The organism is Desulfovibrio sp. JC010 (assembly GCF_010470675.1).
Classification (GTDB): Bacteria; Desulfobacterota; Desulfovibrionia; order Desulfovibrionales; family Desulfovibrionaceae; genus Maridesulfovibrio.
In genome coordinates, this window is sequence record NZ_VOIQ01000003.1 from 220,570 (window position 1) to 243,485 (window position 22,916).

General features: G+C 50.5%; 19 protein-coding genes. 12 read left to right on the top strand and 7 right to left on the bottom strand.

Annotated features, from left to right (window positions below; translation table 11 throughout):
- Nucleotides 1-106: 106 nt before the first annotated feature.
- The 3 genes from FMR86_RS05015 (at nucleotide 107) to FMR86_RS05025 (ending at nucleotide 4,214) form a co-directional block, all read left to right on the top strand.
- Entirely contained in the window at nucleotides 107-2,233 is a 2,127-nt protein-coding gene (locus FMR86_RS05015; protein WP_163349990.1) for a methyl-accepting chemotaxis protein, read from the top strand.
- 18 nt (nucleotides 2,234-2,251) lie between these two features.
- A complete protein-coding gene (locus FMR86_RS05020) occupies nucleotides 2,252-2,512 on the top strand; it encodes a hypothetical protein (RefSeq protein WP_163350054.1) in 261 nt (86 codons plus the stop codon).
- Between the two features lie 82 nt (nucleotides 2,513-2,594).
- Nucleotides 2,595-4,214, top strand: a complete 1,620-nt coding sequence (locus FMR86_RS05025) for an FmdE family protein (RefSeq protein ID WP_163349991.1) — start codon at nucleotides 2,595-2,597, stop codon at nucleotides 4,212-4,214.
- A 187-nt stretch (nucleotides 4,215-4,401) separates the two neighbouring features.
- Here FMR86_RS05025 and FMR86_RS05030 read toward each other — a convergent pair whose 3' ends face one another.
- A complete protein-coding gene (locus FMR86_RS05030; protein ID WP_163349992.1) occupies nucleotides 4,402-5,184 on the bottom strand; it encodes a sulfotransferase domain-containing protein in 783 nt (260 codons plus the stop codon).
- A 102-nt stretch (nucleotides 5,185-5,286) separates the two neighbouring features.
- Complete coding sequence (locus tag FMR86_RS20545) at nucleotides 5,287-6,633, bottom strand: radical SAM/SPASM domain-containing protein (protein WP_163349993.1); 1,347 nt, start codon at nucleotides 6,631-6,633, stop codon at nucleotides 5,287-5,289.
- Between the two features lie 329 nt (nucleotides 6,634-6,962).
- Between FMR86_RS20545 and FMR86_RS05040 the strand changes: the two genes are divergently transcribed.
- The 9 genes from FMR86_RS05040 to FMR86_RS05080 all read left to right on the top strand — a co-directional run bounded on the left by FMR86_RS05040 (nucleotide 6,963) and on the right by FMR86_RS05080 (nucleotide 18,584).
- The gene (locus FMR86_RS05040; RefSeq protein WP_163349994.1) at nucleotides 6,963-7,700 is read left to right on the top strand and encodes a GntR family transcriptional regulator; all 738 of its coding nucleotides are present in this window, start codon (nucleotides 6,963-6,965) and stop codon (nucleotides 7,698-7,700) included.
- A 314-nt stretch (nucleotides 7,701-8,014) separates the two neighbouring features.
- Complete coding sequence (locus FMR86_RS05045; RefSeq protein ID WP_163349995.1) at nucleotides 8,015-8,905, top strand: permease; 891 nt, start codon at nucleotides 8,015-8,017, stop codon at nucleotides 8,903-8,905.
- Between the two features lie 130 nt (nucleotides 8,906-9,035).
- Entirely contained in the window at nucleotides 9,036-10,538 is a 1,503-nt protein-coding gene (glpK, locus tag FMR86_RS05050) for a glycerol kinase GlpK (protein WP_163349996.1), read from the top strand.
- A 187-nt stretch (nucleotides 10,539-10,725) separates the two neighbouring features.
- Nucleotides 10,726-12,375, top strand: coding sequence for a glycerol-3-phosphate dehydrogenase/oxidase (locus tag FMR86_RS05055; RefSeq protein ID WP_163349997.1), 1,650 nt, complete (start codon nucleotides 10,726-10,728; stop codon nucleotides 12,373-12,375).
- A gap of 11 nt (nucleotides 12,376-12,386) precedes the next feature.
- Nucleotides 12,387-13,844: an FAD-binding oxidoreductase gene (locus tag FMR86_RS05060; protein ID WP_163349998.1), complete on the top strand. Its 1,458-nt coding sequence runs from the start codon at nucleotides 12,387-12,389 to the stop codon at nucleotides 13,842-13,844.
- Between the two features lie 97 nt (nucleotides 13,845-13,941).
- Nucleotides 13,942-15,909, top strand: a complete 1,968-nt coding sequence (locus tag FMR86_RS05065; RefSeq protein WP_163349999.1) for a (Fe-S)-binding protein — start codon at nucleotides 13,942-13,944, stop codon at nucleotides 15,907-15,909.
- 110 nt (nucleotides 15,910-16,019) lie between these two features.
- Nucleotides 16,020-16,790 carry an electron transfer flavoprotein subunit beta/FixA family protein gene (locus FMR86_RS05070; RefSeq protein WP_163350000.1) on the top strand — a complete coding sequence of 257 codons (771 nt, stop codon included), beginning with the start codon at nucleotides 16,020-16,022 and terminating at the stop codon, nucleotides 16,788-16,790.
- Entirely contained in the window at nucleotides 16,790-17,689 is a 900-nt protein-coding gene (locus tag FMR86_RS05075) for an electron transfer flavoprotein subunit alpha/FixB family protein (RefSeq protein ID WP_163350001.1), read from the top strand. The genes FMR86_RS05070 and FMR86_RS05075 overlap by 1 nt, the downstream gene beginning before the upstream one ends.
- A gap of 37 nt (nucleotides 17,690-17,726) precedes the next feature.
- Nucleotides 17,727-18,584 carry a DUF89 domain-containing protein gene (locus FMR86_RS05080; protein WP_163350002.1) on the top strand — a complete coding sequence of 286 codons (858 nt, stop codon included), beginning with the start codon at nucleotides 17,727-17,729 and terminating at the stop codon, nucleotides 18,582-18,584.
- Nucleotides 18,585-18,645: 61 nt separating this feature from the next.
- Here the strand turns inward: FMR86_RS05080 and FMR86_RS05085 are convergent, their stop codons facing one another.
- From FMR86_RS05085 to FMR86_RS05105, 5 genes are read right to left on the bottom strand one after another with little or no spacing between them, the layout of a single operon-like run.
- The gene (locus tag FMR86_RS05085) at nucleotides 18,646-19,857 is read right to left on the bottom strand and encodes a tetratricopeptide repeat protein (RefSeq protein ID WP_163350003.1); all 1,212 of its coding nucleotides are present in this window, start codon (nucleotides 19,855-19,857) and stop codon (nucleotides 18,646-18,648) included.
- The gene (locus FMR86_RS05090) at nucleotides 19,854-20,507 is read right to left on the bottom strand and encodes an energy transducer TonB (protein WP_239057141.1); all 654 of its coding nucleotides are present in this window, start codon (nucleotides 20,505-20,507) and stop codon (nucleotides 19,854-19,856) included. The genes FMR86_RS05085 and FMR86_RS05090 overlap by 4 nt, the downstream gene beginning before the upstream one ends.
- Complete coding sequence (locus tag FMR86_RS05095; protein ID WP_163350005.1) at nucleotides 20,504-20,917, bottom strand: biopolymer transporter ExbD; 414 nt, start codon at nucleotides 20,915-20,917, stop codon at nucleotides 20,504-20,506. Before FMR86_RS05095 ends, FMR86_RS05090 begins: the two co-directional genes overlap by 4 nt.
- Nucleotides 20,918-20,921: 4 nt before the next feature.
- Nucleotides 20,922-21,488 (bottom strand): MotA/TolQ/ExbB proton channel family protein, encoded by a 567-nt coding sequence (locus tag FMR86_RS05100; RefSeq protein WP_163350006.1) that lies wholly within the window; start codon nucleotides 21,486-21,488, stop codon nucleotides 20,922-20,924.
- Entirely contained in the window at nucleotides 21,478-22,905 is a 1,428-nt protein-coding gene (locus tag FMR86_RS05105; protein WP_163350007.1) for a MotA/TolQ/ExbB proton channel family protein, read from the bottom strand. Before FMR86_RS05105 ends, FMR86_RS05100 begins: the two co-directional genes overlap by 11 nt.
- Nucleotides 22,906-22,916 lie beyond the last annotated feature (11 nt).

Consider the following 22,916-nt stretch of genomic DNA (forward strand, 5'->3'; position numbering starts at 1 on the left):
GAACACGTGTATCATCTAAAATAGCTATATTCTGTGCGGCTCAGGTATGGTTTTGGTTGGAAAATTATGGCGGGTGAATTATTAAACGGGTTCACGGGGAAGGGAAATGCGTAAAATGAAGCTGTCTATTGCTGCAAAGCTGGTTGCCGGGTTCGGCATCATGGTCCTGATTCTGTGCGGGGTCGGGGTTAACTCTTTTACTTCGCTGGTCAGTCTTGAACAGGGCGGACAGGAAGTAGTCAAAACTTTTCCCTATGTGAATGCGGCTTCCAATATGGAAAATGCCGTTAACCGTTTGATGTGGCTCAGTACCAAGGTGCGGGCCATGGAGCATACCACCGAAGTCAACGATATCTGGAAACAGAACGAAAGTAATTTCGATGTCTACCGGACTTATTCCAAAGCATTTCTCAGTGGCGGTGAAACTGCTGTAGGACGTCTCGCGCCTGCCACGAATGAAAAAAGCAGGGAGGCACTGACCAAAGCCGCTGATATTTACGAAAAGACTTTTGTTGCCGCAGCTCTTGAAATTAAGAGCCAGATGCTCAGCTATCTGGAACTGGGCATGCAGGCCGCAAAAGCTTCCGGTGATGAAAAGTCTAAATTGCTGGATGAAAAGGATACTGTCGGGGCCAGACTCTGGGAACTTGATTTTGAAGTGGAAATGGCCGGGGATGAGTTGTTTAAACTTCTTCATGTGGTTCAGGATGAAGCCCGTGCTGAAATCACCGGGGCTGTTGCCCAGTCCGCTGATACCGGAGCCATGGCCCGTATGACCACTCTTGTGGGAATAGGTACCGGGATTTTTATTTCAGTTTTTCTCGGTCTGTTTATCATCCGCAGTATTACAAAACCGATCCGTAACATTATCGGTTTTGCTGAAACCGTAGCCGAGGGTGACCTGAACGCCCAGCTCAAAGGGTCTTATTCCGGAGAACTTGAGCGACTGGTGGAATCCATCCGGGTAATGGTTGCCGAACTCAAGAACAAACTGGGACAGGCTCAGGGCATTATTGATGCTGTGGCAGCCAGCTCTCCCTGTCTGATGACAGATGCAGAGGGGCGGATCAACCTGATTAATCCCCCTATGCTTGAGGTGCTTGGTAAATCTGGAAATCCCGATAAATATGTCGGTTCCAGCACCGGAACTCTTATTTCCGGGAGCGATGACAGTAAATCCCCCACACAGGTGGCTTTGAAAGAACAGAAAAGGGTTCAGCGCGAACTCGATTTTATGAATGGTGCCGGAGTCCGCAAAATTATAGATATCTGTGCCAATCCCATTGTTGATCTGGATGGAAATAAACTCGGAGTTTTTACCATTTGTTTTGACCTGACAGAGATCAGGGAAAAGGAGACCATGATCACTGCGCAGGCGCAGAAAATAGCCGACATTGCCGCAAGGGCGGAATTGATTGCAGCGGAAATGACCGATTCAGCAGATGCTCTTATTGCGCAGGTCAACAGTGCCACTGACGGAGCTTCTATGCAGAATGAAAGAACAGCTGAAACTGCTGCGGCCATTGAGGAGCTTAATGCAACCGTTCTGGAAGTTGCCTCCAGTGCTTCCGAAGCGGCCGAGAATGCCGATGCGGTAAAGGGGAAAGCTTCTGAAGGAGCGCAGGTGGTCAGTGAGGTTGTCAGTTCCATTACCTCCATCAGTGATCAGGCTGCGGAGATGAAGCAGAACATGGATACTCTGGGCGAAAAGGCTCAGGAGATCGGCAGCATCATGAGTGTGATTCAGGATATTGCCGACCAGACCAACCTGTTGGCCCTTAATGCCGCTATTGAAGCGGCCCGTGCAGGAGAAGCCGGGCGCGGTTTTGCCGTGGTTGCTGATGAAGTCCGTAAACTGGCTGAGAAAACCATGGACGCCACTCAGGATGTCGGCAAGGCCATCAATGCAATTCAGGCTGAAACAGATAAAAATATCAAATCAACTGAAGTGGCCCTGAGCACTGTTGATTCCACCCGTAAATTGGCTGACGGTTCCGGTGCGGCCTTGCACGAGATTGTGGAAGCGGTGGACGGCACTGCTTCGCAGGCAAGACATATTGCGGAGGCGGGACAACAGCAATCCGAGGCCACAGAACAGATTTCACTGAGTGTGGAAGAAGTCTCGCGTATTTCTTCAGAAACCGCTCACGGTATGGCGCAGGCCCGGCAGGCTGTGGATTCGCTGGCCGAGCAGGCCCGCCAGCTTTATGATCTGATCGCAGAAATGCAGTAAATTAAACATAGGTATAGAATGAAAAAATTAGTACTTGCCGCAATTATGATTCTTGGATTCTTCGCTACAGCCGTAGCAGGTGATAATTTCAACCGCTGTTTTTACAGCATGGACAAAAATGGTGATGACACCGTGAGTACTGAAGAATTCAGGACCGCGCTGCCCAACAGCGCAGCAGCATTCAAAGAAGCTGACTCAGATAAGAGCGGCACGCTGGATCATGATGAATGGGAAGCATTCAAGGAATCCAAGGGTATTGAAGACCATCATCACGGCTAATCCGATATCGCAATAAATCAAATGAAAGGCGTGTAGGGGATTTATCCCTGCACGTCATAAATTTATAAGGACATCCAGACCTATGAACATTGGACCGTATACATTTGAAGAGTTCAAGGAAGTTGCCCGTAAATTCCATGGTTACCCTGCTCCGGGTTTGCTCATCGGCGGCTATATGGTTGAGGAAGCCAAGAAGCATCTTCCCGAAGACACGCTTTTTGATGCGGTAGTGGAAACCGGGAAATGCTTGCCTGATGCAGTCCAGATCCTCACCCTTTGTTCATATGGAAACGGTTGGATGAAAGTGATCAAATTGGGCCGGTACGCCCTGTCTTTGTATGATAAATACACTGGCAAAGGGGTGCGCATTCACATCGATACCGAAAAGTTAGAAAACTGGCCGGAAATCAAGGCCTGGTTCCTTAAACTAAAGCCTAAAAAGGAGCAGGACACCGACAAGCTTTTCGCGGAAATCCGTGAGGCCGGGCCTTCGTTATGCACAATCACCCCGGTGCAGATCACATCCGATTTCATGGGGCATAAGCACATGCGTGATATCGGTATCTGCCCTTCATGCAACGAAGCATACCCGCTTAGCGACGGAGCCATCTGCCGGGGTTGTCAGGGCGAGGTGCCTTATGTGGGCGGTTCACGGGATGTTGTTCGTGAAGGTTGTGTTGTGCCAGTGGATGTAGAAGATGCTGTTGGCAAAACAGCCCTTCATGACATGACCCGCATTGAACCCGGAGTATCAAAAGGACCGGAATTCAAAGCGGGACAGGAAATCACAGCCGGGGATGTCTGCCGTTTGCAGCAGATGGGCCGTAACCGGATTTATGTTCAGGATGAAAGTGTTGCGGGCGGCATGGTCCATGAGAACGAAGCGGTACAAGCCTTTGCCGAGCGCATGGCCGGGGAAGGAGTCGTTTTCAAGACTCCGCCCGAAGAGGGTAAGATAAGTTTTTGCGCGGCGTCCAAAGGTCTTTTTACCATCAACAGGGATATTCTTGAGCGTTTTAACATGCTGCCGGATGTGATGTGCACTTCCCGGCAGGGCGACATCCTTGTTGATGAAGGAAAATCGGTAGCCGGAACAAGGGCGATTCCCTTACATATTTCCGAGACAGTTTTCCGTAATGCGTTAAGTGTGCTGGACGAAGCACCGCTTTTTTCCGTCACGCCTCTAAGACGGGGCAAGGTTGGAATTTTAGTCACCGGAACAGAAGTTTTTCAGGGGCTTATCGAAGATAAATTTATCCCTATCATCAGTGGAAAGGTAGAACGTCTCGGATGTGACGTCGTTGCAAGTGTAATTGTGCCGGATGACCGGGAAGCTATCGCAAACGGCGTAAAGGAGCTTCTCGAACAGAGAGCGGACCTGATTGTGACCACTGCCGGACTTTCCGTTGACCCGGATGATGCCACCCGTGCAGGGTTGGTTGATGCGGGGCTTCAGGATGCATTGTTCGGAGTACCGGCGTTACCCGGAACCATGCTATTAACCGGGAAGATCGGCAATGTGGATGTCATGGGCGTTCCGGCCTGCGCATTGTTCTATAAGACTACCAGCTTCGATTTGTTGCTCCCCCGTATCCTTGCGGGCCAGACTCTGGACCGTAAGAGTCTTGCCCGAATAGCTGAGGGTGGACTCTGTCTTAATTGTCGCTCCTGCACTTTTCCTAAGTGTCCGTTTGGGAAGTAGAAGAATGGGAATTCTGTCCGCAAAGTGTACGCAAATCTGCGTACAAAACTCGGCAGTTTTGAAATGAGGCTGGAATAGTACGCAAAATTAAATTTTGATGACGGTTGTGGTGGCAGTGTAAACGCAGAGATATAAAAGGTCTATATGTCAAGGTTTGGGTGGGTAAGTTCTCTAATTTACGGGAATTTCAAAAATGAATACTTCCTTCATATTCTTCAATAATTTTTTCAACTTCATTATAATTTTTTATTCTTTCCCTGAAGGGCCATTTCGGCAATTTTTTAGTCAATGGACATTTCAAAACAGTGTCTAGCTCTTTTTGGGAGGCCTTGGATCCGATAAAAGAAGCCATTTTATGAAAGTCTGCGTGTACATTATTATAATCAATAGTAAAAAAATGTCGCCTATTCTCACGCAAAGACTCTGCCCACCTGTCATTAGCCACCAAGGATTCCATCACCATCCGGCAAAACTTGGTGTCCGCGACAAATGGAGGTTTATCCATCGTTTCAATAACCTGTTTTTCAATTTCAAGTATCGCATTTAGAATTACACTATTTGAAGAATCGTCAAATCCAACACTATTCCTATCGACCAAGTGCATGCATCCTCGAATCAAGGACAGATACACATCACGATACCTTCTACGCAAATGTATTATTCTGATTTCTGAATCTACAGTCTGTTTGAGATCAGCAAATTCATGGTCAAGATGCGGACAGGCTTCCAGAGTAAGTTTTGACCCCTTTATAAGAGTCTCTCCGGCAATTTCTGTTAAAGCAGTTTGGCAACTAAAAGAACTGTTTGGTATGTGTTTGTGTACTGGTTCCGGGGTATAAGCATAGTATTCGGGGATCCACTTAAATTCAAAGTCAACAGTTACATCGGCCAAGGAGCCAAGCATCGTTTCCAGCCAGGTAGAACCGGAACGAACGCTACTTACCACAAGAAAAGTACGTTCACACTCCATCTTAAAACCTCAAATACATTTAACTTCTCATTTATACAAAATTAACAATCCACAAAACCCAAAAATCATCATTACCCTTGCGAAATATTTATTCACTCACAGCTAAACAAGTTTATACGGAAAGTCGCATTTAGCGCACAATTTATTGCCGCTTAAATCTCCTGACAGCAAAGATTCGACCACCATCCTGTAACTTTCGGAATCAGCCATCTCCAATAAACCTGTATTCATAATATTGCCTAACGTGTATACCTTCTCAAAATTCATGCAGCCACAAGGAGCGATATCGCCGTCAACAAATACCCCCCAACGTTTTACAAGAGGACAAAATAAAACCTCGCTATCGTCAATAGGCAACTGAGAATAAATATCCCTCAAGGGGTAATAAACACCTGATTTTAATGATCCTCTCCAGTTTGCAGGCTGCTTAAGTTCAATCTCGCACTCACTCAAAGAAAGATTCCGTAAAAACTCAAGAGTTTTATTATGGTACTCAGAGTCCGATGAATTAAGTGTTCCACTTACACACATCTGCTGAGAACGATCTCTGGCTGCTACTTCCGTTTTAGCTAGTTGAATGCATTTAACTATATGTTCAAATTTTCCTCCAAAATAGACAGATTCATAACTATTTTTATCATACCCTGCAAAGGATAAACCCAGTTTATTCAGTCCAGAATCAAACAGTTCTTTAATTTTATTTTCATTTAACAAAGACCCGTTTGTAACAATAGTGGAGGTTAGACCAAGATCGTTTGCAATTTTTACATATTTAATAATATTCTTATGTAGAAGAGGCTCTCCTTGGGAAGCATAGAAATGAATATTGCTCACATTATGATCTCTGCATTCTTCTAAAATACGTATGGCTAAATCATCATCCATATCTCCAAGGTCGTTGCCCCAGCTTTCATGGGCGCACATTCTACATTTAAAATTACATCGTGAAGTAATTTGCATCATCATCATGTCAGGTAAATATTTTTTATGCTCTAATAGGTATCTATTATAATTACTAAAGCTTCTTGATGAAATATCACGAAACAGAAAATTCTCGTTATCAAGCAGGATAAAATTATCAAAACCCATTTGCTGCAATGTTGCGGCTATATCATGACAGTACTCTGAAGCAATTACAACTAGGTCAAAACGCTCTTTATTCTGGAATAATTCATCAACGTGAATAACGGGAAAACCGTAAGCTTCGCCAGTCTTGTACGAATCAATAAAAAAAGGAATTGTGTTATTACGCCAATTTTGCTGTAAATATTCCATGAGCATAAATCCTAATTGACCGGCACCGTAAATGGCGATTCTTGCATTTGAAGGAATTGAGCGGGCGGACTTTCCTTTGATCTTCATTGCAGCTGTACTCCATGTTTTAGCAATTATGAGACCGCGCCATGTAAAATTATATGGTTCATCCGGTCCACGAGTTTTAGCTACCACGGCTTAGGTCTGTCCGGCTATGACTATGTTCGGCAGGATTTTGTTGCTGGCTTTTTGACTTGAGTGTCCCCGGATGTGCTGAAACATTGCGGGGTTTCTTTTTATAATGCTAGACAACAAACTATTTTCCAAAAAACTACAGTACCGCCCGCCCCGAAATCCTTGAGTAATGTCTGCTCTGGCACCGGGTATACAACTCGCAGAACCGGCTGAAATCGCCGAAACCCGTTGACACAGGCGGGGTTTTGGGAGATGTATAGACATCAAGACAAGCTGATGTATAGACATCTAGCTGATTTGGTTTTTAATCCCTGTTTGGTGAGGACAAAATGCAATTGAATACCAGAGGAATACCCAGATATATTCAGGCCCGGGAGCACATCAGTGCCCAGATTCGTTCGGGTGAGTTGCGTTGCGGCGATCGGTTGCCTCCGGAGCATGATCTGGCGGCTCAGTTCGGGGTCAGCCGTATGACCATCCGCAAGAGCATTGACGGGTTGGTGGATGCCGGACTGGTTTACCGCAGGCACGGGGTCGGTGTTTTTGTCAGTCAGTCGCCTTTTCAACGTGACCATACCCATCTTACAGATTTTTTCTCTACCTGTCGTATGGAAGGCCATGAGCCTTCAGCCAAACTGCTCAAACGTGAAATTGTGCAGGCTGATGAAGAACAGGCCGAAGCATTGCAGATCAAGGTGGGCGATGATCTTATCCGGTTGACCACCCTGCGCTATATGGACGGGACCCCCATCACTTATCATGATGCTTTTCTTCCACTCTCACTGTTTTCCGATCTGGTCGACATCCCTACAGCCGACCTCGGACTGGATGAACAGCACACCTGGCAGTTGATCGAAAACATGGGTTTCGGTCTGGCCAATGTTGTTGAGAAACTCAAGGCCCAACTGGCCGACAATGAACTGGCCGGCATCCTTGAATCAGAATCCGGCAGCCCGGTCCTTTACGGGGAAAGAGTGCTCTACTCCGAAGAGGGTAGACCCTTGAAATACGCAAGATGTTTCAACCGGGGAGACAGCTATTCACTGACTGTCGTCCTTGTAAAATAGAGGAGGAATTAAAAAGGGAAACTGCAAAAAAAAGAAGCCGGACATTGCTGCCCGGCTTTGGGAAACCGAAAGCGTACTGATCAGATCAACCTGCTGCAACAGGGGATTAGATCGCATTACCTGAGGTCTGCGGGCAGACTGAACAGGAGTGGTGCGCCTTCTGAACTTTTAAAGATAAATCAGACGTTGGTCGTCAGTCAATGCGGAAAGCGGTCCGCAAATGTTAGGAAAAGGACCGCAGGCTTGGGAAAGCCGGGAGTGCACGGGGTGTGCATCCGAAGATTGGCAAAGAGTTTGGTTTCAAGAGGTGAAGAATGGAAACTTTAAGTTTATTGGTAGCTTTTGCTGGTGGAATTTTCGGTGCTGCAATCGGTGGACTGGCAGCCTTTGTTTTTGTCGGTATTCTTATTCTGGTCGGTGTTGCTGCACAGGCAACCGGGGCTGATCTGCTTAGCGTTCCCCTCGGTGCTGCTTTCGGCCCCCATGTGGGCGGGTTTGCATCCGGCGTGGCCGCAGCGGCGTACGCAGCTAAAAAAGGTGTTCTCGAAGGCGGCGGTAAAGATATTGTTTCTCCCATGATGGGTCTTAATAAGCCTGATGTGCTGCTCATCGGCGGTATCTTCGGCATTGTCGGCTATCTCCTCAACTATCTTTTCACTCTGGTTAATTTTCCGTGGACCGACACCATCGCCCTTTCTGTTGTTGTTTCCGGTATTATCGTCCGGGTTATCTGGGGTAACGGTATATTCGGTAAAGTTGCTGAAGGTTCCAGCAGATTCGAACCCGCTCCCGGAACTGAATGGGTTCCCTGGCAGAGCAGCCTCGGTCAGCGTTTGATCATCGGTGTCGGCGCAGGTGCGCTTTCCGCCTACCTGACCACCGCCATCGGCGTGGATAACGGCGGCGTTGTATTCGGCTTCGCTATCTCCGCAGCCAGTCTCGCATTCCTTTTCTTCGGTCTTCAGGTTCCGGTAACCCACCACATCACCCTCATCGCCGCCGTGGTCACCGCGTCCAGCGGAAGTATTCTTATGGGTACCATCTTCGGGACCATCGCCGCAGTGCTCGGCGAATATTTCGCCGATGCTTTCCACGTACACGGCGACACCCATATCGATCCTCCGGCCTGCACTATCGCCGCAGTGACCAGTTTGTCTCTGGTTTGCGGAAATCTGGGTCTCTACAAAATACCCATGCCTTTCTAATTAAGCTAAGGTGATTGTAAAAAACTAATGGCGAAGCCTAATAAAAAGTTTTGGGATTCTTAAACCCTTTTTCCAAAAGGGTTTAAGGCCCCCGGCAGGGTCGCCGAAGGCACTCAAAAGAGGGATCAAAATGGAAAAGAAATATATAATGGTTATCGACGAAGGTACCACCGGAACCCGGGCACTTATCTTCAACCGCAACAGCGAGATCAAGGCACAGGCCTACACTGAATTTGAACAGCATCATCCCGCGCCGGACCGCGTGGAACATGACGCGCAGGAAATATGGCGTGCAACCCGCAGCATGGCTCGTAAGGCCCTTGAAAAAGCGGGGCTGAAGGCTTCTCAGATCGCGGCCATCGGTATCACCAACCAGCGTGCCACCACCATCGTCTGGGACAAACGCACCGGGAAACCCATTTCCCGCGCCATTGTCTGGCAGGATACCCGTACCGCCGACTATGTGGAAGAAATCCGTGCTGAGTGGGCTGATAAGACTTACGGCAAAACCGGTTGGGCCATGGCCCCGGTTTACTCCTCGCTCATGCTGCACTGGATGAAGAATAACATTGCGGGATTCAACAAACGAGCTGAAGCAGGCGACCTTGCTTTCGGTACCATCGACTCATGGCTGATTTACAAGCTCACCGGCGGCAAGACCCACGCGATTTCCGCATCCAACGCCTCCGTTACCGGGGCTTACGATCTGCATAAAGATGACTGGTACAGCGAATGGCTGGATTTCCTCGGACTGCCGCTGAATATGTTCCCCGAAGTAATGCCTGATTCCGGCGATTACGGCATGACCGACGAATCCTTCCTCGGTGTGCCTATCCCCATCACCGGGGCCATTGCCGACCAGCATGCCGCACTCTTCGCGCAGGGCTGCATTGAGCCGGGTACCCTGAAAGTTACCCACGGCACAGGATCCTTTGTTGATATGAACATCGGTACCAAGCCCGAAATCTCCAAAAACGGCCTGAACACCATCATTGCATGGCGCATGAACGGCGAGACCACCTACGGCCTTGAAGGATATTCCGCAGTAACCGGATCAGCAGTGCAATGGCTGCGCGACGGTGCGGAAATGATCCCAGCTTCCCCGGACACTGAAGAGCTGGCCAAATCCGTTGATGATAACGGCGGGGTTTTCTTCGTGCCCGCACTGGCCGGACTTTCCGCTCCCTACTGGGATTCCTATGCAAGAGGCATGATCATCGGCATCACCCGTGGCACCACCCGCGCCCATCTGATCCGGGCCACCTTGGAGGGCATCATTTATTCCATGAAGGACTTCATCGGTGCCATGCAGGATGACTCCGGTGTGGAAATCAGGAAAATGGCCACTGACGGCGGTGCTTCTGCCAACAATTTCCTGATGCAGTTTCAGGCCGACATGCTCGATGCCGAAGTTGTGCGTCCTTCCGTAACTGAAGCTACAAGCCTCGGTGCAGCCTACATGGCCGGACTGGCAGTAGGCTACTGGCCCAGCCCGGAAGCCTGTTTTGATGACCAGACCGTAGACCGCGTCTTCAAGCCCAAGATGAGCAGCGAAGAGCGCGACAGCCTCTACCGCAGCTGGAACCGCGCAGTAAAGCGGGCCATGAACTGGGCCAAGGATGATGAGGAATAAATAGAACTAATCCAACCAAAATTATTAAAAGGTTTTGGGATTCTTAAACCCTTTTGCAAAAGGGTTTAAGGCCCCCGGCAGGGCCGCCGGAGGCACTAAATAACCACCACCATGTTTTTTTGCCGGGAGCCGGACATACACTCCCACGCGGCTCCCGGCAGAAAAACAATTACCTAGGATTTTTACAATGGAAAGAACTACCATCGCGCAATTTGCCAACGAAACCTACGACATTCTGGTCATCGGCGGCGGCATTACCGGAGCAGTCACCGCAAGGGACGCCGCGCTTCGGGGACTCAAAGTTGCGTTAGTTGAAAAAAATGACTTCGCATGGGGCACCAGCAGCCGCTCCACCAAACTTCTGCACGGCGGGCTGCGTTATCTGGAAAGTTTTGAATTCCGAATGGTCCGCGAGGCCTGCCGGGAACGCGAACTCATGCTCAAACTCGCTCCGCATCTCTCCCATCCCAGACCGTTCATGTACCTGCAGTATGACGGCTACCCGGAAGGTCTGTTCAAGCTCAATCTGGGGCTGACCTTTTACGATTTCTTTTCCGGCGCACCATCCATCCGCCGCCACAAGATGTACAAGGCCAAAAAGCTGCGTGAGATGGAACCGCATCTCAATTCCGACGGCCTCAAAGGTTGCGGCTACTATTACGATTTCCTCACTGACGATGCCCGTCTGACCATCGAGACCATCAAGGGTGCGGCTGTTGGCGGTGCACACATTTCAAACTATATGGAAGTCACCGGATTCACTGAGAACAACGGACGTATCAACGGCGTTGAAATCAAGGACGTTCTTTCCAACGAAGTGGGAACTATTTCCGCCAAACAGGTCATTAACACCACCGGCCCGTGGGTGGATACCGTCCGCCATCTGGAGCAGGGTGTGGGTGATGTCCGCCTGCGTCCCACCAAGGGCGTACACATTGTACTCAGCAAGGAAGATTTTCCGCTGAATCATGCTGTATTCCTGCGCGCTCCCGGAGATAACCGTGTGGTCTGGCCCATTCCCGCGCTGGACGGCGATCTGGTCTACGTCGGAACCACCGACACCGATTATGACGGTCCGCTGGATAACGTCACCGCCACAGATGAAGATATCGATTACCTCCTCGATGTCGCCAACCACACCATTCCGGGCCGTAATCTGACCCGCGATCATATTATCGCCACATGGGCCGGACTTCGCCCGCTCATCGCGCCGGAAGATTCCCGTAACGCCAGCGCGGTCTCCCGTGAACATGAAATCTTCGTCAGCCCCAAAGGTCTGCTGACCATCGGCGGCGGCAAGCTGACCACTGCCCGGGTTATGGGCCTTCAGGTTGTGGATAAGGCTGTTGAACTGCTGGGCCAGACTTTCGGCATGAAGGATATTCCGGCTTCCAACACCCATGAAGTCCCGGTCAGCGGCGGGGCTGCAGGGCAAACCTACGCAGCCAAGAGCAAGCTCGCTTCCATGAATCTCCCGGAAGCTGTTAAAGAGCGGCTGCTTTCCCTCTACGGCGGCAACGCGTTGCTCATGGCCGAGATGATCGAAAGCGATCCTTCCTGCGCCGATGATATGGGCGGTTACGATGTAATCCGGGCCGAGGTCATTTACGCAGTGAAATACGAAATGTCCCGGACCATCACCGACTTTTTCACCAGAAGGGCCTCACTCTTCTACTGGCGGCGTGATGGAGGTCTGTCCATCGCCTCCTCCGTCGCTGACGAAATGGCAAAACACCTTGGCTGGTCCGCGGAGCAGACAGGGAAAGAAATTGATAGTTATTCAAATTGGGTAGCTGCAAACCGTTGCGCACCCGGAACAAATGATTTCGCAAATTAGGAGTTATGAAAATGAATGCCAGACAAAATACCCTCGTGAACTTTATTGCCGAGACCGAAAAGAACTTTAAACCCTCTGCCAATCCCGTATGGATCGACAGCCTGAAAGAAACCATCGGCGCGGCAGCTGTGCTTACCGATGAGCAGTCTATCATGGACCACAGCTACGATACCTGGCCCGCCTGTTTCAAATGGAAGAATCAAGGCAAGCGCATGTTCGGTCCCGATGTTGTGGTCAAAGCCAACAGTACCGAGCAGGTCAGCGAGATTCTCAAATGGGCTGATGAAAACAAAGTTCCCGTTACTCCTTACGGCGGCGGTTCCAGTGTTACCGGTCAGGCTTTGCCCGCAAAAGGCGGCATCGCTCTCGATACCACTGCCATGACCGAAGTCATCGCCCTTGATGAAAATTCCCTCATGGTTAAAGTGCAGTGCGGTAAATTCGGTCACAAGCTGGAAGCTGAATTGAACGAGCGCGGTTACACCCTGAACCACTCCCCGCAGTCCCTTGATCGCTCAACTGTTGCAGGCTGGGTTGCCACCCGTGCCATGGGCCAGCTTTCCTCCCGTTACGGCGGCATCGAAGACCTCGTGGTTACCTACACTGCGGTAATGCCCGGCGGTGAGATCATTGAAACCATGAACGTACCCCGCGCAGCCATGGGGCCGGATCTCCGCCACATCTTCATGGGGTCTGAAGGAACCCTCGGCGTTGTTACCGATGTAACCCTGAAAATCTTCCCTCTGCTTGATGACCGCATCCTCGAAGCCATCACTTTTGATTCCGTGCAGGACGGTGTTGACGTCATGCGCATCATCACCCGCGAAGGCCTCAAGCCCGCACTGGTCCGCTACTACGATTTCGAAGAAGCAAAGCACGCCATGCAGGACAAGGAATTCGACAAGTGTGTCATGTTCCTCGGTTTTGAAGGTGTGGAAGCTGTTGCCAAGGCCGAATACGAAGCCTGCATGGACATCTGCGCCAAGTTCAACGGCAAGAAGATCGGTCCCGATGCAGTAGAAGCATGGCGCGGTCGCCGTTACGATTTCTCCACTGTTGAGAATCTGCTCAAATCCAAGGGCGGTCTGGCTGAGACCATCGAAATTGCCCACTTCTGGCACGGCATCATGGATACCTACACCGAGCTGAAGGAAGCCCTGAAGCCTTACGCAGCTGAAGTTCTCGGCCACTTCTCCCATGTCTATCCGCAGGGCACTTCCCTGTACATCATCCTGCTCGGTCAGGAAGAAGACGATGCCACCGCTGAGAAGAAAATGCTCGAAATCTGGGATGTTGCCATGTCCATCTGCGTAAAGCACGGCGCATGCCTTTCCCACCATCACGGTGGTGGTCTGGCCCGTCTGCCTTACGTTAAAGATACCCTCGGTTCCAGCTGGAAGGTCCTTGAGCGCGTTAAAAAAGCCATCGACCCCAACGGCATCATGAACCCCGGCAAACTGGATCTGTAGAATTAGTAAATAGAGAGCCGCGGGGTTCTTCCCTTACCCTGCGGCTCTTTCCAAATACACTGCCAAAGCTTCCTCCAAAAGGAGTTCTGTAAATTACATGGATTTTACCCGTGAAATATACTGGAACATCGGACCTGAGGTTTCTTCCCTGTCCCTCATGTCCCTCCTGTTACTGCTTGCAGTTGCTGCAGCGGTTCTCGGGGTGACCCGTCTTGTAAAAACTTACAGGAAGGGGCGCCCCGTGGCCCGCCGCTTTCAAGGGAAAGCAATACTTCGCAATCTGGCGGAGGTTCTTTCACAAAAAAGGGTCGCAAAAGGCAGCTTCAGCGGCAGGGTTCACAGATTGCTTTTCTGGTCCATACTGATGTTTTTCGGAGGAAGTCTGCTCATCGCAGTGCAGACACATCTGAGCGGGCCGATTTTTGGAATCGAATTTCTCAAGGGCCGTTTTTACCTTCTGTTCTCTTTCATTCTCGATCTCGGCGGATTCATCGGAACCGGGGCTGTCTCCTACTTCCTGATCAGACGGGTAAGGGCCGAGAAGGATAAAGAGAGAACCGGAAAAATAGCTGTTTTATCCCTGCTGCTGGCGGTACTGGTTTCCGGTTTCGCGGTTGAAGGCACACGCATGGCCGTTACGGAGATGGACAGTCTGCAATCCCTGTGGTCTCCGGTTGGTTATACGCTGGCTTTGATTTTTGAGGGAATTGGACAGGGGCATCTGCTTGCCCTGCATAAAAAGCTCTGGTGGGTTCATGCAATTCTGGCCTTTGGATTTATGGGGCTGGTTCCTTACACCGCCATGAAGCACATGCTTACTGCCTGCGCAACCTCACTTCTCGCTGGGCAGGGACCCAAAGCGGCCCTTGTCCCCCTCAATCTTGAAGATGAGACTATTGAAAATTTCGGGGCCGCACATGTCCATGATTTCAGCTGGAAGGAATTGCTGGAACTGGACAGCTGCACCCGGTGCGGACGTTGTGATGAAGTCTGCCCGGCCTTGAATGCGGGGTTGCCTCTCTCGCCCATGGAATTGGTGGGGAAACTTAATGAAATTTCTTTTAATTCCCCGCAGGAGGGAATTATCGGATCGGTGGGTAAGGAAGCAATATGGTCCTGCACCACCTGTCTGGCCTGCGAGGAAGTCTGTCCTGTGTCCATGGGACATGTGGACAGGATCGTTGAAATGCGCCGGAATCTTGCCTTAATGGAAGGTGAATTTCCGGGACAGGAAGTACAACAAGCTATGGAGAGAATTGAAGTGACCGGTAACCCTTTTGGAAGCGAGCCTTCCATACGTGATTCCTTGTTTGAGGAACTTAACGTTATTGACCTGTCCGCCAGACCTACAGCGGATATTGTCTATTTTTCGGGCTGCTACGCTTCTTATAACCAGCGCAGCAAGAACGTGGCCCACAGCTTCATTAAACTCTGTCAGTCCGCAAAGGTGAATGTAGCCATTCTTGGCAAGCAGGAACAGTGTTGCGGCGAGCCTGCCCGTAAGCTGGGTAACGAATATCTCTTTCAAGAGCTGGCCATGAAAAATATCCGCCGGATCAGGAAGTACGGTATCAAGACCGTAGTCACCACCTGTCCGCACTGTTTCAATACCCTGAACAAAGACTACCGTGATTTCGGTTTCACTGCGGAAGTTCTCTCCCATACTGAATATCTGGAGCGTCTGCTGGCCGAAGGCAAACTGAAAGTCAGGGGTGAGAAATTTTCCTGCACCTACCACGACCCCTGCTATCTTGGACGCCATAATGATATCTACGGACCCACCCGCAATCTGATTATGGCTGCAGGCGGACGTTTGAGCGAAATGGATACTAACCGCCAGAAAGCAGTCTGTTGCGGTGCCGGGGGCGGGCGTTTTCTGGCCCAGTCCCAAGGCGGCAAGAAGATGAACATCAAGCGCGCTGAAATGGCGGCTTCGACAAATACCGACCAGCTCGTTACCAGTTGTCCGTTTTGTCTGACAACTCTTGAAGAAGGCATGAAGCAGAGCGGTAATGGTGCAATGAAGGTAAGAGATATTGCCGAGGTCCTCGCAGAGAATATCTAATAGAATTTATAAATTTTAACGGCGAAGCCTTAATAAAAGTTTTTGGGATTCTTAAACCCTTTTTTCAAAAAGGGTTTAAGGCCCCCGGCAGGGTCGCCGAAGGCATCTTCATGAAAATATTAATATGCATCAAACAGGTTCCTGATTTGGAGGCCCGCTTCACACTTAAAGAAGACGGCACTCTTGACGAGAGCAACCTTGTCTGGCGCATGAACAAATACGACACCTACGCTGTGGAACAGGGGCTACTGCTCAAAGATCAGGGCCATGCTTCATCCGTTGATGTGCTCACCGTAGGACGGCAAAGGGCGCAGGCTGCTCTGCGCAAAGCTCTTGAAATGGGCGCGGACAGCGGCGTGCATATTCTGGATGAAGCGGAAGATGTTGCCACTCCTTTTGAAGCGGCCAAAACCATCGCCGCCTATGCTGAAGATAAGAATTACGATTTGATCCTTTGCGGCCAGCAATCGGAAGATTTCGGCAATGCGCAGGTCGGCCCTATGCTGGGCGAAATGCTTTCGTTTGCTACTGTTACCGGGGTGATTGGATTTTCATGTGAGCAGGACCGTTTTATGCTCAAGCGGGAGCTGGAGAAGGGCAACCGTTGTAAAGTTGCCGTTAAGTCTCCCGCTGTGATCAGCTGCCAGTCCGGCTTGAATCTGCCGCGCTATCCCACATTTCTCAATATTATGAAGGCCAAAAAGAAGCCTCTCACAACTATCGCAGCTGATGAGCTGCGCAATCTTTCGGCAAAGAAGGACCAACGGTTTGTTGTTCCTGAAAAGTCCGGCTGTCTGATTATGGGCGGTGTCGTGGAAAAACTGGCTGAAGACGTGGCCGATATTTTAAAATTACGGCTGGCTGTAGGGCGGGGGAAATAATGAAAGTTCTACTCATTGCTGAACAGCTGGACGGTGTTGTTTCCGGACGGGTGAACGAACTCTGCGTTTTTGCCGAGCAGTTGGGAGCGGAGCAGACCATGTTTGCGTCCGGGGACAGGGAGCAATTGCCCTCGGCTGAAGGGCGGTTATATTTTTTTGAATCAAACAGCTACGCACCGGATGTACACAAAGAGGCCATCCTCAAGGTTGTGGCCGAAGAACAGCCGGATATGGTCGTTTTTCTGCATTCCAGCTACGGCTGGGATCTTGCTCCGCGTGTGGCATGCGCCATGGAAGCGGATTGCGTTTCCGGGGTGGCCGGATTGCGGAACGGGAAGCTGGTCGTTCCGGTTTACAACGGTAAGTTGCAGCGGGAAGTCGAATTAGGTCAAGGCTGCACTGTCGTGACCCTTCAACCCGGAGCCTTTCCCGCCGGGAAGCAGCAGTGCGAGCCTTCCGAAATCATTACAGTGCATGTTGAAGCGCATAGCCGTTTTGAATTTCTCGGTTACGAAGACGGAGATGAAAGCTCTGTAGATCTCGGCAAGGCTGAGGTTGTTGTAGCTGCCGGAAGGGGGGTGCTGAATGATGATTCGCTCGCCCGTGTAAAAGAGTTGGCCGCAAAGCTTGGAGGCGAACATGCGGCAACCCGTCCGCTGGTAGATGCGCAGGAGGTGGAGAACAGCCGCCAGATCGGCATAACCGGGCAGTCTATTCAGCCCGCGGTTTATATTGCCTGCGGTATTTCCGGGGCAGTGGAGCACTCTGCCGGAGCACGTTCTTCAAAGTATGTAATCGCAGTGAATACAGATCTGGACGCGCCCATCCGTGATCTGGCCGATGTGCTGGTGGTGGCCGATGCAAATGAATTTCTCCCGCTTTTACTGGAAAAGATTTAATGGATGTCCTGTTCCGGTCTAAAAAAGTGAGTTAACCATGATTCCCCATCTTGATTGTCAGGTCTGTTTATTGTCGCAAGGGCTTAAAATGGCCCGCATTGCCGCCCCTGATGAGCCGCAAAAACACGAACGGCTGCTGCACGAGTGGGCTTCCCGGCTGCACACGCTGTCCATGGAACAGACCGTTCCGCACTGGGCGCAGAAACTTTATCCCCTTGGTTATGAAATCCTTGGCAACAGCGATCCTTATGCTGAAATAAAGCGCGAAGCCAACCGTCAGGTTATGCAAGCCGTCCCGGCAGTTTCAGAAATTGTTAAAGCGTCTGACGATTCTTTACGCACAGCCTTGAATGTGTCCATCATCGGCAACTATATCGATCACGGTCCGCCGGAAATGTTCGACTGGCAAGCCGCCCTGGGCAGTGAGAACGATACTTCGTTCATGGACGGAGCCGTGCAGGAACTGGAGAAGCTGCTCAAGCCCGGAGCGCGTATGCTCATCCTCGGTGACAACGCCGGGGAAATCGCGCTGGATACCATCCTTGCCAGACAGTTGGTTGAGCGTGGAATTGACCTGACCTACGCCGTGCGCAGCGCGCCGATCCTCAATGATGCGCTTATGGAAGACGCTGAATTTGTGGGCATGGATAAAATATGCCGGACCATTCCTTCCGGCTGTACCACTTTTGGAACCGTACTGGAGCAGGCCTCCCCGGAACTTCTCAAGATTTACAACTCCGCCGATATCGTACTCTGTAAGGGGCAGGGCAATTTTGAGGCCCTTTACGAGCGTTCAAACCGTCCGGTATTTTTTGCTTTTAAAGCCAAATGCAGGGTTGTGGCTGATAAGCTTGAGTGCGCGCAGGGGAGTTCTGTTTTAATTTGTGAGGAGTAGCTTCCCTGTCCGCACTCAGCAGAATGAGTATTGCCAGAATCAGACATGTTTTTTCATAAACTTACCCTTCTGTTGCTTCAGTTCTGGCCTCTTGGAGGTCGTCCAGTGCAGTCAGTGCCCTTTTGGCTCTGGCTTTGTATTTTTTTATGTGGGTCAGTTTCTGGAAATCATTTCTGGAAAGCTGCCATTGTTTAAGTTCCCAAAAGCAAAACCCTCTGTATAAGCGTGCTTCAGAATCCTTCGGGTTTTGTTTCAGGTAGAGTGAAAAGGCTCTTCTGGCGGCGTTGAATTTGCGCTGCTGATACAGCAGTTTGCCTTTGGTCATCAGCAGTTGCAGGGAAGACTTCTGCTGCGGATTGTTTTTCAGTGCCTGATCCACAAGCTTTAAAGCCTGCTGCGGTTTTCCGGCGCAGCTGTATAGCGAAACCAGCTCCTGAATCTGTTTATTTGTGGGGTTTTTTCCGTACAATCCGTTCAGGATATCAGCGGCCTTGAGCGGAGCGTTAATGTACCTGTATAATTGAGCAAGTTGCCTGTTTTCCTGCTTTGTGGGAGAGCTGAAGCTGTAGCCCATTTCCAGAGCGGCGGCAGCGTCGACATATTTTTTGCGGTCCATTTCCACCTTGGCCAGCATTTTCCAGTATTCAGGTGTTTCAGGGTGTTTTTTCAGTAGTTTTTTCAGGCATCTGAGGGCCTTTTTTTGCTGTCCGGACAGCAAATAAGAATGGACAGCCAGTTTGATCCAATCCTTTTGGGGATTTTGGGTTTCAGCCAAAAGGCGGGCTAGAATCCGGGCGGATTGCCTGTACTTTTCCCCTTCATAGTATGCGGCTCCGGCATGATAAAGCATTTGCGGATCTTTGGGCTTTGCAAGTTCGTATGTATTTTCAAACATCCGGGCCGCCTGCTCATATTTCTTTTGTTCATAAAGAAGCACCGCGCTGTTGCGGCAGAGCGACTGGTTGCCGGGACAGAGTGTATATCCCTCAAGAAAAGCGGCTAAGGCTCCTTTTTTGTTGCCTGAATCGTGTCTGGATCCGCCCAGCATAATGAACACTTCAGCCGGGACTTTTTCTTTTGTGGTCCGGATATATTCACTGAGGGTTCTCTCAGCCCCCTGCATATTTCCTTCTTTTAAATCTGACTGGGCCTTGATCATGGCGTGTCTGGCCTGCGGCGGAAAGTTCTTCGCCCCGGCAAGGGGTGTGCAAAGCAGAATCAGGCAGGCGCAGAGAAATCCCGCCAGAGAAATGTTACGAACTGAGTGCATCATTGTGTCATCTCAAAGTTAAATGGAATCAAAACCCATGTGTCCACATCATTTCCGGCATAGCGTCCGGGCTTGAAACGCCATCTTACGGCTGCACTCAAGGCGGCAGAATCGAATATCCCCACCGGAGAGGAAGAATGGATGGAAAGATTGTCTGGTTTGCCGTCCTTTTTGACCAACAGCCTGATCACAACGTTTCCTTCGGTTCTTGAACGTTTTGCAGCGTATGGATATTCCGGGGGGACACTGCGCAGCACCTGCGGAACATCGTCGACCTCATTGATATTAAAGCCCATGCTTCCCAGAGAGGCTGTAGGGATGTTGATGCCGTCGCTGAGGGACGGATGGATGTCCGCAGCAAAGGCGGGAATCCTCATCTGCATGACCGGGGCCTGCTGTTTGGATGTTGGGTTTGCGGTAAATTTTAAATCCAGATCCTTGGGCGGTTCCGGTTCATCCTGCAGCCTCTCCTTTTTTTCTTCGACGATCTGATCCGGTTCCGGGGCAGCCAGCCGGATGGCTCCCTCAATGAGCGGAGATGTTTTGGGTTCCTCAATCTCAGTCAGACAGACCATGCCCAGACTTACTCCTCCAGCCATGCATAGAGCGAGAAGCAGGCAAAGAGAATATTCACCGGCAGCACGGGGGCTCATTGCGGTTTCCTTGCTGCAACGCTGACAGCTTTCACCCCGGCCAGGCGGCATTGATCCAGCACCTGAACCAATGTGCCGGTGTGGCTGGATTTATCCGCAACAACAACGGCGGAACCTTCGGGGGTTTCGGCTAGAAATCTTTCCATGTAGGCCCGCACAGAGCGGATATCCAGTGAGCGGCCTTCGACAAATACCCGCCCCTGAGCGGTAAGTCCGAGGATCACGCTCGCTTTCGCCCTGGTCTCGGCGGACTGGGCGGAAGGGCGTTCCACTTCCACTCCGGCTTCGCGTACAAAGCTGGTGGTTACAATGAAAAAAATCAAAAGAATAAAGACCATATCAATCAGCGGGGTCATATTTATTTCAGATGTACCGCTGCGTAATTTTCTTCTTTGGCGTATATTTTTCATCCGGCTATTCCTCTGAAGTTGTTCCGTGTTGCAGGCCGATGCAGAAAAGTTCAATCCGTTTACTGAGTTTGTCGGCCCTGCTGTAGAGAATCGCCCCGAAAAGCATTCCGGGCACAGCTGCGATCAGCCCGCTCTGGGTGGTGATCAGGGCTTCGGAGATACCCGAAGCAAGAGCTCTGGCATTACCGGTGCCGGATATGGCGATGACGTCAAATGTTGAGATCATGCCTGTCACTGTGCCGAGCAGCCCCAGCAGCGGAGCAAGGGCCGCAAGAACCATGATGGTGCGGATGTGACGCATGGCTTTGGCCTGCTGGACGGACTGAATTGAATCCAGAGTTTTCCTGTTCAATTCTGCATTGCTGCTGTGCCGGAATTGGTATTGGCTATGGATTTCCCGTTGCCATCCGGTGTGTCCCGCTGTGTGCTCACTCTTTTTGACCAACAGGAAATAGCGGGTTTTAATGAAGATCAATGTCCACATGATGATAGAGAGCAGAAAAATCGGAACGATGATTTCCCCGCCGTTTTGAATGTGGAAGAACCATTTTTCCAGAAGATTATGCAGCATCTCCGTACACCGTACCCTTTCCTGTCGCGGGATTTTTCTTCATCAGGGCCACAGCGATTGTGGCACCTTTCTCTTCCATGTCGCCCACAATTTTATCTACCCTGCGATCGAGGATGTGGTGCAGGAGCATAATCGGTACAGCAACGGCCAGACCCAGCTGGGTTGTGACCAATGCTTCGGAGATGCCGCCGGACATCATGCGCGGATCACCGGTTCCGTATATGGTGATGATCTGAAAGGTATTGATCATGCCTGTGACCGTTCCCAGCAACCCCAGAAGCGGGGCCACTGCAGCCAGAACATTTAGGGTCGGCAGGAATCTTTCAAGAAGAGGGAGTTCTTTAAGCAGTCCCTCCTGAAATGCGTTTTCGAGGATTTCCTTACTTGTGCCGGCATATTTCAGGGTGTGGCTAATAACCCGGCAGGTGGGAAAGCTGGATTTCTGCAGGCAGAATTCCCGGCATTCCGAGCATTTTCCACTGGAAACCATTTCAATTATCCGGCCCATGTTCTTGCCGGAATTGGCCCTGATTCGGCTCAGGGAGATGAATCGTTCGATAATGATCAGCGCGGCAATCAATCCCACAAGGAGGATCGGCCAGACAAGTATGCCTCCGGCGGACAGCCATTCCGTGAAACTCTTCTGGGTCTGGGCGATCCGTTGCAGGGCGGCTCCGTTGGAGATGTCCACGGGGAACAGGTTGCTTTTGCCGTCAAAGAAATCATTGATGGTCCGGGAGAGCATCCAGCCCGGTTCCCCGGCAACAGCGGTAAGTCCGGCACCGCCTAAATCAGGCCGCAGAAAACCGAGTTCTCCGTCAGGGGTCCTGAACACAGTGGTAAATGTGCCGATACGGATGGTTTCGCCGTTCCTGCTCTGTCCGTCTTTTGCGGTGAATTCAGTTGTTTTGTGGAGGATCTCCCCGCCTGTGTGCATTTCATGGAGATAAAGATTCAAGAGCTGTTTTATGCTCTCCATTCCCGGAAATCTGTTGGGCTTAAGGATTGCCTCAAGCACAGGCAAACGTTCGGGATGATCCGGCGTGGTCAGGCTTTCGTTGAAATAATCCCTGGCCTGTTTGGCAGAGGTACGGATTGCGCCGTCAATGGTTTTCAGTTCGTGAGCCTGTTCAGCCAGCTCTTCCTTAAGCTTCTTTTCTTCTGCCAGCAGGGCTTCGTATTGTGTTTTCAGGGTTCCGAGTGTTTCCTTTTTTCCGGCAATGGATTTTTTCAGTGCGGCAGCTTCCTGTGTGATTGCTATTTTTTGTTCGGTGATGATCAGTTCTGTCTGTCTGGCTTCCTGTTTCGCTGCCTGCAGATTATCAGTATCAATCCGGGGTTTTGTATTTGTGTTTGCCGCCTGAGCCGAAGTGACCAGAATCAGGATGGCAAGCAGTGCAAGGATATATTTTTTCATTGGATTTTCCC